The sequence below is a fragment of the Lysinibacillus sp. RC46 genome, assembly GCF_041262385.1.
Taxonomy (GTDB): Bacteria; Bacillota; Bacilli; order Bacillales_A; family Planococcaceae; genus Lysinibacillus.
This window is the reverse complement of sequence record NZ_JBGCCF010000013.1, coordinates 97,203-111,519: the sequence shown is the minus strand read 5'-3', so window position 1 is coordinate 111,519 and position 14,317 is coordinate 97,203. Positions and strand designations below refer to the sequence as shown.

At 37.6% G+C, this 14,317-nt stretch carries 13 protein-coding genes; 6 read left to right on the top strand and 7 right to left on the bottom strand.

Annotated elements, in window-relative coordinates:
* Positions 1-42: 42 nt before the first annotated feature.
* Positions 43-861, top strand: coding sequence for a polysaccharide deacetylase family protein (locus ABH966_RS13825; RefSeq protein WP_370079329.1), 819 nt, complete (start codon positions 43-45; stop codon positions 859-861).
* A 44-nt stretch (positions 862-905) separates the two neighbouring features.
* Positions 906-2,285, top strand: a complete 1,380-nt coding sequence (gene rlmD, locus ABH966_RS13820; RefSeq protein ID WP_370079327.1) for a 23S rRNA (uracil(1939)-C(5))-methyltransferase RlmD — start codon at positions 906-908, stop codon at positions 2,283-2,285.
* Positions 2,286-2,676: 391 nt separating this feature from the next.
* Here the strand turns inward: rlmD and ABH966_RS13815 are convergent, their stop codons facing one another.
* A complete protein-coding gene (locus ABH966_RS13815) occupies positions 2,677-3,312 on the bottom strand; it encodes a hypothetical protein (RefSeq protein ID WP_370079325.1) in 636 nt (211 codons plus the stop codon).
* 319 nt (positions 3,313-3,631) lie between these two features.
* Complete coding sequence (locus tag ABH966_RS13810) at positions 3,632-4,831, bottom strand: MFS transporter (protein ID WP_370079323.1); 1,200 nt, start codon at positions 4,829-4,831, stop codon at positions 3,632-3,634.
* 368 nt (positions 4,832-5,199) lie between these two features.
* On the opposite strand from ABH966_RS13810, the gene ABH966_RS13805 reads away from it, so the two are divergent.
* A complete protein-coding gene (locus tag ABH966_RS13805; protein WP_049668848.1) occupies positions 5,200-5,385 on the top strand; it encodes an SE1561 family protein in 186 nt (61 codons plus the stop codon).
* Positions 5,386-5,485: 100 nt separating this feature from the next.
* On the opposite strand, the gene ABH966_RS13800 is transcribed toward ABH966_RS13805, so the two are convergent.
* Positions 5,486-6,277: a YwqG family protein gene (locus tag ABH966_RS13800; protein ID WP_370079320.1), complete on the bottom strand. Its 792-nt coding sequence runs from the start codon at positions 6,275-6,277 to the stop codon at positions 5,486-5,488.
* Between the two features lie 278 nt (positions 6,278-6,555).
* Between ABH966_RS13800 and ABH966_RS13795 the strand changes: the two genes are divergently transcribed.
* Positions 6,556-8,094, top strand: a complete 1,539-nt coding sequence (locus tag ABH966_RS13795; RefSeq protein WP_370079318.1) for a fumarate hydratase — start codon at positions 6,556-6,558, stop codon at positions 8,092-8,094.
* A gap of 515 nt (positions 8,095-8,609) precedes the next feature.
* Positions 8,610-10,514 (top strand): heavy metal translocating P-type ATPase, encoded by a 1,905-nt coding sequence (locus ABH966_RS13790; RefSeq protein WP_370079316.1) that lies wholly within the window; start codon positions 8,610-8,612, stop codon positions 10,512-10,514.
* Positions 10,515-10,569: 55 nt separating this feature from the next.
* Here ABH966_RS13790 and ABH966_RS13785 read toward each other — a convergent pair whose 3' ends face one another.
* Both ABH966_RS13785 and ABH966_RS13780 read right to left on the bottom strand, forming a co-directional pair.
* The gene (locus ABH966_RS13785) at positions 10,570-11,508 is read right to left on the bottom strand and encodes a YihY/virulence factor BrkB family protein (protein ID WP_370079314.1); all 939 of its coding nucleotides are present in this window, start codon (positions 11,506-11,508) and stop codon (positions 10,570-10,572) included.
* A 23-nt stretch (positions 11,509-11,531) separates the two neighbouring features.
* The gene (locus ABH966_RS13780) at positions 11,532-11,858 is read right to left on the bottom strand and encodes a YtxH domain-containing protein (protein ID WP_370079312.1); all 327 of its coding nucleotides are present in this window, start codon (positions 11,856-11,858) and stop codon (positions 11,532-11,534) included.
* 160 nt (positions 11,859-12,018) lie between these two features.
* Here ABH966_RS13780 and ABH966_RS13775 point away from each other — a divergent pair, with 160 nt between their 5' ends.
* Positions 12,019-12,240 carry a DUF1128 domain-containing protein gene (locus ABH966_RS13775; protein ID WP_370079310.1) on the top strand — a complete coding sequence of 74 codons (222 nt, stop codon included), beginning with the start codon at positions 12,019-12,021 and terminating at the stop codon, positions 12,238-12,240.
* A gap of 64 nt (positions 12,241-12,304) precedes the next feature.
* On the opposite strand, the gene motB is transcribed toward ABH966_RS13775, so the two are convergent.
* Together motB and motA are read right to left on the bottom strand one after the other, a co-directional pair.
* A complete protein-coding gene (gene motB / locus ABH966_RS13770; protein WP_370079308.1) occupies positions 12,305-13,075 on the bottom strand; it encodes a flagellar motor protein MotB in 771 nt (256 codons plus the stop codon).
* Positions 13,059-13,862, bottom strand: coding sequence for a flagellar motor stator protein MotA (gene motA, locus ABH966_RS13765; RefSeq protein WP_370079306.1), 804 nt, complete (start codon positions 13,860-13,862; stop codon positions 13,059-13,061). The genes motB and motA overlap by 17 nt, the downstream gene beginning before the upstream one ends.
* Between the last annotated feature and the right edge of the window lie 455 nt (positions 13,863-14,317).

Genomic DNA, 14,317 nt, shown 5'->3' with positions numbered 1-14,317 from the left:
TAAAAAACACGCATTCTAATGAAAAAGAAAGGATGCGTTTTTATGTGGAAACAGCATATAGTAGGAGCGGTCATCGCTACTTTTATTATTGCCGCGGCAATTAGCTTTAATCCATATTCGGCTGCTAGCTCTGATGAATACCATTGGGGATTAAAGCGAGCGAAAAACGGTGAACCAGCTGAGGCTGGGGCACAGCTTGATCAGCTACTTGAGAAGTATGGTGCAATTTATAAAGGTAAGCCAGATAAAAAAGTTGCTTATTTAACCTTTGATAACGGATATGAAAATGGATTCACGGAAAGCATTTTGGATACATTGAAGAAGGAAAACGCACCAGCTACCTTCTTTTTAACTGGTCATTATTTAGAAAGTGCCCCTGATTTAGTAAAACGCATGGTTAAAGATGGACATACTATCGGCAACCATTCATGGGGGCACCCAAATATGGCGAGGCTTACGCCAGATGGTATGCGTAGTGAATGGAAGAAACTCGATGATAAGTTACGTGAATTGACGGGTATTGAACGTACAACATACGCTCGTCCACCTGAAGGTATATTTAACGCAAAATTATTAGAGGTCGGAAATGCTGAAGGCTACCGTCATATTTTCTGGTCCGTTGCCTTTAAGGATTGGGAAAGGGATGTACGTCGTGGCGCAGATTATGCGTATAATGCATTAATGGAACAGCTTCACCCTGGTGCCGTAATATTAATGCATACTGTTGCACAGGATAACGCTGAAGCTCTCCCAAGGTTTATTGCCGAAGCGAAAAAACAAGGCTATACATTTTTATCCCTTGACGATTTAGTTTTAGAACATGAAGATCTTCCCGTCGCTTTGCAATCGTCTACTCCTTAGTTATAATGGGGAGATGATATTAAAAGAACAGGGACGTGGAACGCTTGACGCAACAAACATCAATGGAAGTTGGACAAAAATTTCCTCTAACAATAAAAAGACTTGGTATTAATGGCGAAGGAGTAGGCTTTTATAAGCGTAATGTTGTATTCGTAAAAGGCGCTATTCCTGGTGAAGAAATTACAGCACTAGTAACTAAAACACAGCGAAACTTTGCTGAAGCAGAAATAGTAACTATTCGTAAAGCTTCAAAATATCGTCAGGAAGCACCATGCCCAGTTTACAACGAATGTGGCGGCTGCCAGCTTCAACATATGACATATGAAAAACAGCTAATCGAAAAGCATGATATCGTAATTCAAGCATTAGAACGTTATGCTAAGCCTTTAGCTAATACAGTTGAAGTTCGCAAAACTTTAGGGATGGATAATCCATGGAATTATCGTAACAAAAGTCAGTATCAAGTACGTAAAGAGGGTAAACGTGTCTATGCAGGGCTATTTGCAGAAGGTAGTAACAAGTTACTGAACATCAACGATTGCCTTGTTCAACATCCGGTTACATCAAAAATCACAGTGGCAACGCGTAAAATTTTACAAAAACTGAATATTACTATTTACGATGGCCGTACGCTTGATGGCTTAGTGCGTACGATTGTAGTACGTACTGGGATTCGTACTGGTGAAACACAAGTCGTGCTCGTTACAACACGTAAAGAAATTCCACATCAGGCAGAACTCATTGCACGTATTAAAAAAATCGACCCAAGTATCGTTTCGATTGCCCAAAATATTAACCGTGAGAAAACATCGTTAATCTTTGGCGATGAAACGATTGTCCTCGATGGCAAGGAAACGATTCATGAGGAGCTTGGAGAATTAGCCTTTGATTTATCAGCTCGTGCCTTTTTCCAACTGAATCCAACACAAACCGTTCATCTTTACGATGAAATTAAAAAAGCAGCAGCATTAACAGGCAAAGAAACAGTTGTTGATGCTTACTGCGGTGTTGGAACAATCGGTTTATGGCTAGCTGACAAAGCAAAAGAAGTTCGTGGAATGGACGTTATTCCAGAAAGCATTCAGGATGCACGTAAAAATGCACGTAACCATGGCTTCAAGCATACAAAATACGCAGTCGGTACTGCAGAAAGTGTTTTAGCAAAATGGCGCAAGGAAGGATTTACACCTGATGTTATTACAGTTGACCCACCACGCACAGGTCTAGCACCAGAATTCATCCGCACAGTGTTGAAGCTAAAACCGAAGCGCTTTGTCTATACATCGTGTAATCCATCAACTTTGGCGAAGGATTTAAACGAATTATCGAAGTTTTATGATGTAGAGTATATTCAGCCGGTGGATATGTTCGCACAAACCGCACAAGTGGAGTGCGTGGCGAAGCTTGTGTTGAAAAATAAGTAATAAAAACGGGCGTCCTCAAAAAATGAGAGACGCCCTTTAAAAATTCTAAAAGAGAATTAAACAGAAAAAAGGCGTCTTCTAAAATTAAGAGACGCCTTATATGTATTGCACAGCTCTAGCTGCCTGGTGGATGACGGACGGTCCAGAGAAATCAACACCTTAACCAGTAGCCCAGGATTTAAAAGAATTTTATGCTTTAAGTTTTTAGCTTTAATACGAAAGAACTTTGAAACGTAAACTTTGGACTTTTAACTTTAATCTTTGAGCTTTTATCTCCGATTATTTGAACTATCCATTGTAGTAAGACATGTTTCTGGTTTTAACTCGCACACATGTCTTGAAGCGCGAGCGATTTATCGTTTTCCGTTTTCGCTAGGCCATGCATATTTTGTTAGGCTTGCACTTCAATAAATGTAGTTGCGTTTGATTCTGATAATACAGCGTCGACCTCTGATTCAAATTCTTCAATTCGATTACTTATCGCTTCGATTTTCTTTTTAACATTCATCGGATCAATTAACTCGTACTCGTTTCTTTTCATAAATGTCTCTGTATGTAATTTTACTTCTTCTGGAGATTGTTTATCTTTATTTCCTAATATATTAACTAAATACGTTTCTAGCTTTCCAGGCAACGCATCGTTTTCTTTTGCAACCGTATTTATCGCTGAACGATATTGCTGTTGCATAACTTCTAACAGTTCCTTTTCATATTGAATGGACTGTTTGCGTTCAATCGCTTCTGCTACAGTCATTTCTTCTTTTCCCACTATTACTTTTGTTTTAGCATTGGACTGTACAACTAGCGCCTTAATTCGGTTGCGATAGTCAACTAAGCTAACTACTTTATCGTATGAGGCTTGCATTTGCTTTTCATATTCTTGAATCTCTACACCATTAATTTTGCTATTGCTTTTACGATTAGCTAACACTGAACTAACTTCATGCGTTGCTGCTTCGATGCGGTGATTTAGCATCTTTAATTCTGTTAATGCACGGTGGATCGATAATTTTTTATATTCTGCCATGTGTTAATCTCCTCATTATAATTAGTATCTTAGTTAGTGTTCTTCTATTATATAGAGGTAGAAATCCAAAGTCCAAATATTACTATCTACAAATATTATTTGATTTTATGTTTACTTGTCTGTATAATATCATTCTAGGTGCCAAACCTATGTGACTTGGACGGAACATCCTTGTCACGCAAAGAACGCCATAACAGCACGGATTTGCTGGGCGTTTTTTGTTTTATGAGCGGGAGATGAGCCCCGCTCTTTTATTTTGTCCAAAATTATACGTTGCTCAAAAGTCTCCGAGCTGACTCTCTTTTTTCCGCTTCAAGGATCATTCCAAAAGACAATGCCCCTTACATCGACACTGGTCGCTTATTTTTTTTCGCCCAAATACTAGTAAAACAATGGCTATAGCTAGCAAAAGCATCGCCACTAATAAAAGGAAGCTGTAATTTACATATTCTAAATAAACGCCTCCTAAAAATGGCCCTGTTAAGCTACCGATACTAAGAGCAATACCGCAAAGCAGATTTCCTGTTGGTAGTAGCTCCTTTGGTGTTAAGTCAGCCATAAAGGTAATACCTAACGAAAACATCGAACCGACTAATGTACCTGTAAAGAAAAATGCTACGGCTACTGCCATTTGTGAATGTTCTACAAAACTTGCAATGCCAAAAATAACAGCCCCACCAAATGAGCCTATCATCAAGACATTGCGTCGTCCTAATTTATCCCCTATAGCTCCAAGTGGTACTTGTGTCAAAATCCCACCAAATGTAAAGACTGATAAAATAATAGGAATCATATTCACATCGAAACCTTTACGTAACGCATAAACTGGGAACAAAGCATTTAAAGAGGATTCTAAAAACCCATAAACAAATGGCCCTAAAAATGCAATCCACCCGAATGCGATAGCCATTTTATAACGATGCCAACCCCTTGCATGTAAGTCTCCCGTTAATCGCTCTGGTTTTTCATTTTGTAGAAGGAAGACAAAAGCCCATGCCAATAAGCACATAATCGAGGACACAATAAACGGTAATGCTTCTGAAACTTGTATAAGTTTCACCATCAAAGGACCGACCGCAAAACCTGTACTAAAGGACAAGCCGTAAATGGACATACCTTTTCCTAAGCTTTTATGATCCGTTGTGCTTGTAATCCACGTCTGTGTTGCAAAATGTAATGCATGATCCCCAATTCCAATGAGTAAGCGGAGGGTAAACCAAAAGGTCACACTCTTCCATAAAGGAAATGCAAGCAGTGAAGCGAAGACAAGTGCACCGCCTATTAAAATAATTGGTTTGTAGCGCCATTTTCGTAATGGCTGCTCGATAAACGGTGAGATCAATAAAGTTCCTATGTATAGACCTGTTGCGTTCAATCCATTCAACGCAGAGGAAACTCCATCACGTTCGAAAATAATTGAAATTAACGGTAAAAGCATCCCTTGTGAAAAACCTGAAATAGATACAATTAACACTAGAATGGCAAATCTTTTTTTGTTGTAATCTGAGAAGTATGTCATCATTTCCTCCAACATCAAGTCATTCTATCAAATAACAGCATAACAAAAAGCCTTAGCGCTCACCACATGTGATTTTACGCTAAGGCCTAACTAATACTTATCTCCATTTAATTGTATAAACACGAATTTCGACTTTTACATCGCCGAGTACTTGTTTAAACTCCCTCCTTTTCGAGTTAGAGTTCTTTTGTTTTTTTTAATCAGCTCCTTTACTTTTTCTTAATATTAATTTAACACACACCTTCAATATTGTAAATATTCTGTCTATTGATTTTTACAAAATAATCTCTAAGTCCTAGGTGTTTGCCTAAACATTGAAATTTAGTCCCAAATCAGCTAAGATGAAGGGGATGAAATGAGGTGTATGTATGTCAAATCCAATCACTGATAAAAAACAGCAAATGAACTACTTAAAAGAGCGTCTTGAAATGTTTTTAGAAGTTTTAGATGCAATTGATCCTGAAACAACTGAATTAGAGGATATCGATCGTTTAATTCAAATGATGGATGATTTAGAAGACAAAATGGAGCAATTTAATGCTCGTGAACAATAACTACTAATCAATTTCGCCTTGGCGTAATTGCGTCCGGAGGCTATATAAAAGCAAGTGGAAAGCTATATATCCACTTGCTTTTTTTCTTGTCCATTTCCGGCTAGTAGCAATCCCAATTATATAGAACTTTACTAAAATCTTTACGTTTCAGCTCATCCTCTGTGATGAAAAAATTGCCGACCCCGTCATCCCCCCAAACAATTTGTTCCCCTACACTATCAATCTGAAGCAACAAAATTGTTGAATCTGTATAGTCGCCATATGCTCTTGGATCTTCTTGGGTAAAGAATGGATATCCTCCAATTTTATGACCTGAACTATTTAAAGTTTCATAAAATGAGTCTACTAAATTATCATTGTCTTCTATATTAGCAAGGATCTTCGCATATAGTTTTTCACTTCTAAAGTCATTTGCTGATAATGGTTCATAGCTTGTTCCAAAAGACAATGCCATTTCTTTTTCCACTGGAAAGAAAAATTCTTCTTCTTTCACTTCAACAAATGAGAAGTCTTGTACTAACTGCGACTCATCACTGACAATATGTTCGTGGAAAATGACGCAGAAACCCTCCTGATTTTGACCATTATCAAAATCTATCCCTAGAACATCATCATAACCATCAATATAAAACTGTAAGATTCCCTCTTCAGGGAAATTTGGTAAATGCCTAGGTACATCTGTAAAATTAATTTGTGCTAGTAATTTTAATGGCTGCCCTTCAGGACTTTTCGGATATTCCATTGACAGCGGAAAATACGGATCACCCGCAAACTTACTTTCAAATAAAGATGTTTTTCGTTCTTCCGTTTCAATAAATACAGTAGGCTGTATCGTTTCCTCTATTACAGACCGATATTGTTCAAATGCTTCGGGTAAATTAAGTAACTTCATATTATTACCTCCTAAAGGAAATTTAAATTTATTATAGAACGAATGTTCTTCTCGAGCAATCTTTATGGTGATTTGATCAGCTCGGCTCCAAAAGTGATCCGCTCCCATTATCTTCTAACACCTCAACGGCAGATAACATAATTTCACATTTAAATTTCCTCTTTTTGAGAATAGACCTATAATTCCAACCACAATGAGTTGAACTCTTTTTTTCATTAGTTGAAAAGAGTATAATGTAACGTGGAAATAATCAAATTTTCTATGGGGGGCAATACCAAATGAATATCCAAACTTTGGAGAAAAGTCTTTACGATTTAATTACTGAAACGTCTACAAATCTACCAAAAGACGTACGTCGTGCTATTAAGAAAGCTAAAGAAGCCGAGAATTCAGGTACTCGTGCTGCAATGAGCTTAGACACAATCTCAAATAATATCATTATGGCAGAAGATAATGTATCACCAATCTGTCAAGATACTGGTCTACCAACATTCAAAATTTATACTCCTGTCGGTGTAAATCAATTAGAAATTAAAGAAGCTATTAAAAAAGCTATTATCGATACTTCTGCAGATGCAAAATTACGTCCAAATGCGGTTGATTCGTTAACAGGTGCAAACAGCGGTAATAACCTAGGTGACGGTCTACCTGTTATGAAATTCGAACAATGGGAAAAAGACTATATTACAATTAAATTAATCCTTAAAGGTGGCGGCTGTGAAAATAAAAACATTCAGTATAGCCTACCATGTGAGATTGAAGGTCTTGGCCGCGCTGGTCGTGATTTAGATGGTATCCGTAAATGTATCCTTCACTCAGTATACCAAGCACAAGGACAAGGCTGTTCAGCTGGTTTCATCGGTGTAGGTATCGGTGGCGATCGCTCTTCTGGTTACGACTTAGCGAAAGAACAGTTATTCCGTCATGTGGAAGATACAAATCCAAATTCTGATCTTGCTAAATTAGAAGAATATGTTGTGAAAACTGCAAACACATTTGGTATCGGTACAATGGGCTTCGGTGGTGAAGCAACATTACTTGGCTGTAAAATTGGTGTTATGCACCGTATCCCTGCATCATTCTACGTATCTGTAGCTTATAACTGCTGGGCATACCGTCGTATGGCTGTGGACATCAATCCTCAAACTGGTGAAATTATTAACTGGCATTACCAAGAAGGCGAAAAAATTACATTTAAAGAAGATGAAGTTGCAGCAACAACAGAAGATACTACTACAGATGTAGTAGAACTTACTGCACCAATTACTGAAGAACAAATTCGTGCTCTAAAAGTTGGTGACGTTGTTTCAATTACTGGTCGTATGTACACTGGCCGTGACGCAATTCACCATCACTTAATGAGCCATGATGCTCCAGTTGATCTTAATGGACAAGTTATTTATCACTGTGGCCCTGTAATGGCAAAAGACGAAGAAGGCAACTGGACAGTAAAAGCAGCTGGTCCAACTACTTCTATTCGTGAGGAGCCATACCAAGGTGACATCATGAAAAAATTCGGTATCCGCGCTGTAATTGGTAAAGGCGGTATGGGACCAAAAACACTTGCTGCATTAGAAGAGCACGGTGGTGTTTACTTAAATGCAATCGGTGGTGCAGCACAATACTATGCAGACTGCATTAAAGGTGTTGAAGGCGTTGACCTAATGGAATTCGGTATTCCAGAAGCAATGTGGCATTTAAACGTTGAGAAGTTTACAGCTGTTGTAACAATGGACTCTCACGGTAACTCACTACACGCAGATGTAGATAAATCATCCCTAGAAAAACTTGCTCTACACGCAGAACGAGTATTCTAATAAAAGCGTTACGTTGAATAGCATAACTAGTTTTTAAGCTGTGGAGTACGCATAGCGTCAGCCATACTGCAAAAACGAATTTATAACTTAATAATTTATGGCTTATCACCAAAAGTTAGGTATGACATTTATTAAAACGTATGTCAGTTGATTGAAGTGAAGACTGGCCCTTAGGAAAGCGCCCAGCCGGAACGGACATCAACCCCACTTTTTAGTGATAAGCCGCCTGCACAAATTTGAGAAGCACAGAATATTCCTATGAATAACTGTGCTTTTCTTATGTTCAAAATTATTTCAAAAATCCTCAAATCGCCGCCATCTCAATCCCAGACTGCTTTTATCCCCACTCTTTAAAAATCCCTTCAAATTTCTTACTTTCTTTTTTAAAATACCTTTGTTATAATAATTCTAAATAAGAAAGGAGCTAATCGAAATCGATTTTCAATTAGATATTGTTTATATACATTGATTTACATGGGTTTTGATATTGATTTTCATTATCAGGAGGGATAAAAGTGGAACATTCTAAACGAGAAAATTTCAGTTTAATTGAGAAAACAAAAGAACACGCTGAATTAATTGCTGCCCTTATAGCAGGTTTGTTTATTTTGCTTGCATGGCGTTTAGATACTAGCGGGCAAACAACCGCTTCTATTATTTTATATATTGTTGCATTTTGTGTTGGTGGATTTGCTAAAGCAAAAGAAGGTATTGAAGAAACCATTGAAAATAAAGAACTTAATGTTGAACTATTGATGGTATTAGCTGCAGTTGGTTCAGCTGCAATCGGTTATTGGACGGAGGGTGCTATTCTTATTTTCATTTTTGCTGTAAGTGGCGCTCTTGAAACATACGCAATGAATAAAAGTCATCGTGAAATTTCTGCACTCATGAACTTACAACCCGAAGAAGCTTGGCTTGTTCGTGGTAACTTTGAACCAATGAAAGTTTCTGTCTCTACATTACAAATTGGAGATCACCTACTCGTAAAACCTGGTGAACGTGTACCAGCAGACGGTGTAATCTTTAAAGGACAGTCTTCTATCGATGAATCCGCAATAAGCGGTGAACCGCTTCCAGTGGCAAAACGTGAAGGCGATGAAGTATTTGCAGGTACAGTGAACTTAAATGGTGCCATTACGATGGAAATGACAAAACCAAATTCTGAAACACTATTCCAAAAAATTATCCAGCTTGTACAAAGTGCTCAGAGTGAAAAATCTCCATCTCAACAATTTATAGAAAAATTCGAAGGTACTTACGTAAAAATTGCGCTACTTACCGTGGCCCTTATGATGTTTCTACCTCACTTTGTACTCGGTTGGGACTGGACAACAACTTTCTATCGAGCAATGGTACTCCTAGTAGTTGCTTCTCCATGTGCACTTGTTGCATCCATTATGCCAGCAACACTTGCAGCCATTTCAAATGGTGCAAAACACGGTGTGCTATTCAAAGGTGGCCTACATTTAGAACATCTAGGTGCATTACGTGCACTAGCGGTAGATAAAACAGGTACTTTAACACAAGGAAAACCAACCGTTACTGATTTTATTGTTCGAGAAGGATTAGACCGTGAAAATACAATGGCAATCCTTGCAGGTATTGAAGCACAATCGAACCATCCACTTGCTCAAGCAATTACTTTATTCGCAAGAAAAGAAGGGATCACACAGTTTGCTCAAGCCACTATAGAAGATATCCCAGGTTGGGGTATTAAAGGTTACGTTAATGAAGTCGAGTATCTTGTTGGTAAACCAGACTTTGTTGGTCTAGATGAGGCAAATGAATTTGCAAATGGTGCAGCAGAAAAACTTGCCTCAGAAGGAAAAAGCGTTATTTTTATTCGTGACCAAGATGGCATTGCTGCATTGGCAGCCTTAAAGGACACCGTTCGCAGTGAAGCAAAAAAAGCAGTATCATTACTAAAAGAGCTAGGCATTGATGTTATCATGCTAACGGGCGACAACGAGAAGACTGCTAAGGTAATTGCCAAGGAAGCAGGCGTGACAGAATACGTTGCAGAATGTCTCCCTGAAACAAAAGTGACTGAGATGAAACGCCTTCTTTCTGAACATAAATTTGTAGGGATGGTCGGTGACGGTATTAACGATGCACCTGCTTTAGCAACTGCAACTACCGGAATCGCTATGGGAGAAGGCACAGATGTTGCTTTAGAAACAGCAGATGTCGTTTTAATGAAAAATGACTTATCAAAAATTGCCTATGCAGTACGTTTATCACGTAAAATGCAACGCATCATCAAACAAAACATTTTCTTCTCTATCGGCGTTATCGTTTTATTAATTGCTTCAAACTTTTTACAAGTGGTCGATTTACCGCTAGGTGTAATTGGACATGAAGGAAGCACTATTTTAGTTATTTTAAATGGCTTACGTATGCTTAATAAAAACGCCTAAAAAACAAACAGCCTCGTATCACAAAGCGTGATGCGAGGCTGTTCTTTTCATATTCCTACCTATTCGTTAGTGTTTTCTGCTTCATAAGTTCTTTTTGCAATACTTTTTTCTGCATCGTCGCATTTAAAATGCCACCAAAAATTAAAATAATCCCCGTTAAATACAGCCAAAGCATTAAAATAATAACGCCTCCAATACTGCCATATGTAGCGGAATAATTCGCGAAATTATTAATATAAAAAGAGAAAGCATATGTTACTGCCAACCAGGCAAGAGTTGAAAACAATGCCCCTGGCCAAACCCCCATTAACTTTAAACGAGGATTTGTATTTGGAACAAATCTATATATTCCCATTAAAACTATAAAAATAAGTAGAGGCGGTATCGACCAACGCATTCTATGCCAGATTATTTCAAATTGCTCCTCAATGCCAACAATCGAAAATAAGAAATGCCCTACTTGTTGCCCAAAAACCGGTAAAAGTAGAACGACAGCAATAACGACGACGAATGCTAAGGTGAAAACAAGGGATAATCCTCGATCTAATAGACTCCCCCTAGTTTCTGTATCATAAGCCTTATTTAAGGCTCTAATCAATGCATTAATTCCTTTGGAAGCGGACCAAATTGTCCCAAGTACCCCGACAGATAATAAACTACTATTACGACTTGTTAAAATTTCATCTAAGGTATTTTCAACAAGCCTGTATACCTCGTCCGGCATAATATTCACTAGAAATGAATACACTTGCGTCGACTGTATATTCAAATACGGTAGTAATGTGACTAGAAAAATTAGTAGTGGGAAAAAAGACAGTAAAAAGAAATAAGCCAATTCCGCTGCAAGAGCTGATATTTCCACTCGCTGTATGCGTAGCATTAAATCTTGCATGAAGCCCCTTGATGTCATCACATCTACAGTGTCTTCGTCTGGTGAGACAAATGATTTCACCACACCGACAGCTGAATGTATCGATGCTTTTTTCTTCTCCATACAAATTCCCTCCTGTACGACAACTATTCTTTATCAGGCAAAGAAAAGGCTGATTTCGTGTCATTAATCATGCCTTCAATCGTGGAAGGTAATTCTTTAAACTCATCAACTTTATCAATGATTGAGTTGACATTTTCTGAAACACTTTCACATAGCACTTTAGTGGCCAATACTTTTTCCTCAACTAGCACTTGTAATTCCTCTCGGTTGGTTGCATAATACGATATTGCTTCTTTCATCTTTTTCGTTGAAGCTATTGTTTTTTCACGCGTTGTACGGTCCAACATACTTAATGCAGCACCAACTGTGGCACCAACTACGATAGATGCTAATAATTTACTTCGTCCCATATTAAATACCCCCTGCTTTAGTAAATATAATTAAACTGCTCACTGCCCTTATTCTACCCAATAACAGTCTATTTTTAAAGCAATGTCGAAATACAGTGTTGACATTTTTTTTATTCAATGAAATGATATTTTCGAGGATTACGAAAGGTAGGTTTAAATAATGGATTTATCAGTACCGTCAAAAGAAAACGTTATTTATATGATTGATCAAGTGAAAGACAAGCTTCGCATGGTTAATGTCGATGCAATGAAATCGGAAAATTTCGATGAAGCTAATTACGAAGACCTAGTCTATTTATACGAAATGATTATGAAGCGCGATACATTTAGTCCAAGCGAGATGCAAGCTATCGTCGCTGAATTAGGAGCTTTACGCAAATAAATAGGATTTAGTAAAAAAAGCTATTAGCAATGAGGCACCAAAGCCGTTTGCTAATAGCCTTTTTCTATTTTGTATTTTTTGCGGCAGAACCATCCTCAGTTACAAGTGGTTGTATTAACACTTCTACACGACGGTTTTTCGCACGCCCTTCTTTAGTATCATTCGGTGCAACAGCACGGTTCTCTCCGAAACCTTGTGTACTAAAGTTTCGACCATCTAACTTCGAGTTACTCTGCAATAAAAGTTCTGCGAAGTTCACTGCACGCAATACGGAGAGCTGTAAATTAGAAGAGAAGTTTGGACCAGCCGGAACATTATCCGTATGACCAGTAACAACAATATTACGTGGCGGATTAGATACCAATACATCTGCAAGCTCTTTTGCTGTTGGCTTATACTCCGGTTTAATGTTCGCCTTCCCTGAATCAAACAGGATACTATCACGAATTGTAACAAGTAATCCTTCATCAGTCATCGCTGTTGCGAATTGACCTTCCATCTCATGAACAGCAATGAAATTATCAACACTATCTTTAATTTGAGCTAACTCCTGCTGATCCTTTAAGTAAGCTGAATTTTGCTGCGTTTGTGGTGTTTGATCACTTTCAGCATTCGGACTTTGTATCGGTGAAGGCTGCTCTAAAAAGCTTGTTCCACCATCAAATACTTGATTAAACACCGCTGACATTCTCTCTAGCTTTTCTTGGTCTACTGAACTGGATGCAAATAATATGATAAATACAGCTAATAGCAGTGTTAAAATATCTGCATACGGAACGAGCCAAGACTCATCGATATGTTCATCATGCTTTTTTTTCTTAGCTTTCTTTGCCAAGGCCGCCCGCCCCGCTTTCATCAGAAATTTGACGACGTTCTTCCATTGTTAAGTAAGACGATAATTTTTGTTCAATAACACGTGGAGCCTCCCCTTCTAAGACAGAAAGGATGCCTTCAATCATCATTCTTTTTTGCTTAACTTCGATAGCTGATTTACGTTTTAATTTATTCGCAAACGGATGCCATAAAACATAACCTGTAAAAATACCTAATAATGTAGCCATGAAAGCAGCTGAAATAGCATGTCCTAGCTTTTCTATGTCATTCATATCTGCTAATGCGGCGATTAACCCTACTACCGCACCAAGTACCCCTAAAGTCGGGGCATATGTACCAGCTTGTGTAAAGATTGCAGAACCACTAGCATGACGTTCTTCCATCGCTTCGACTTCTTCTGTTAGGACATCACGAATATAGTCCGCATTCTGACCATCAATTGCTAATGTAAGTCCATTTTTTAAAAAAGGGTCTTCAATCTCTGAAGCTTTACTTTCAAGTGCTAATAGACCTTCTCGGCGAGCTAAATCAGCCCATTGTGAAAACATCTTAATAATCTCAATATCATCTGCTAATTTTGTTTCTTTAAAAAGAATTTTAAATAGCTTTGGTACACGCTTTAACTCCTTCATGGGGAAGGCAATTGTTACTGCGGAAATTGTACCGAAGATGATAATTAGAATGGCAGCTGGGTTATAAAACGCACTTAAACTTACACCCTTTAGCACCATTCCTGTTAATAGCGCTATAAACGCAAGTATTAACCCTACAATCGACGATATATCCATTCTAGAACCTCCAAATCTCCTATTTACCTTTATTTCGTCCTTTTTTTCCATATTTTAAATAAATACATAATATAGTATAAATGTATTTCACATTTTTTTCGATGTAATAAATACTTTTTATTCACTTTTCGACCATATTTGATTATATTGAATTAAGAATAATACACTAAATTGTCTTTATTTGAAAAAAGTTAAGAATTTATTATTATTCTTCGACACAAAATTACTAAAATATGTTTGATTAGTCATAAAATCAGGATTAAATATCCAATAAAACCAACGCATTCATATAAGTAATTCGACTGACAATTAAAAACTAATTCAGATAATTACTAAAACGTCACATTAAAATGATATAAAACAGTTTGATGTCGATTTATTCGACAAAATACTTTTTTCGCACTCGCTACGAAAACGCTCCGAAAGACTCATTTTATTTCTTCCCATATTTAATC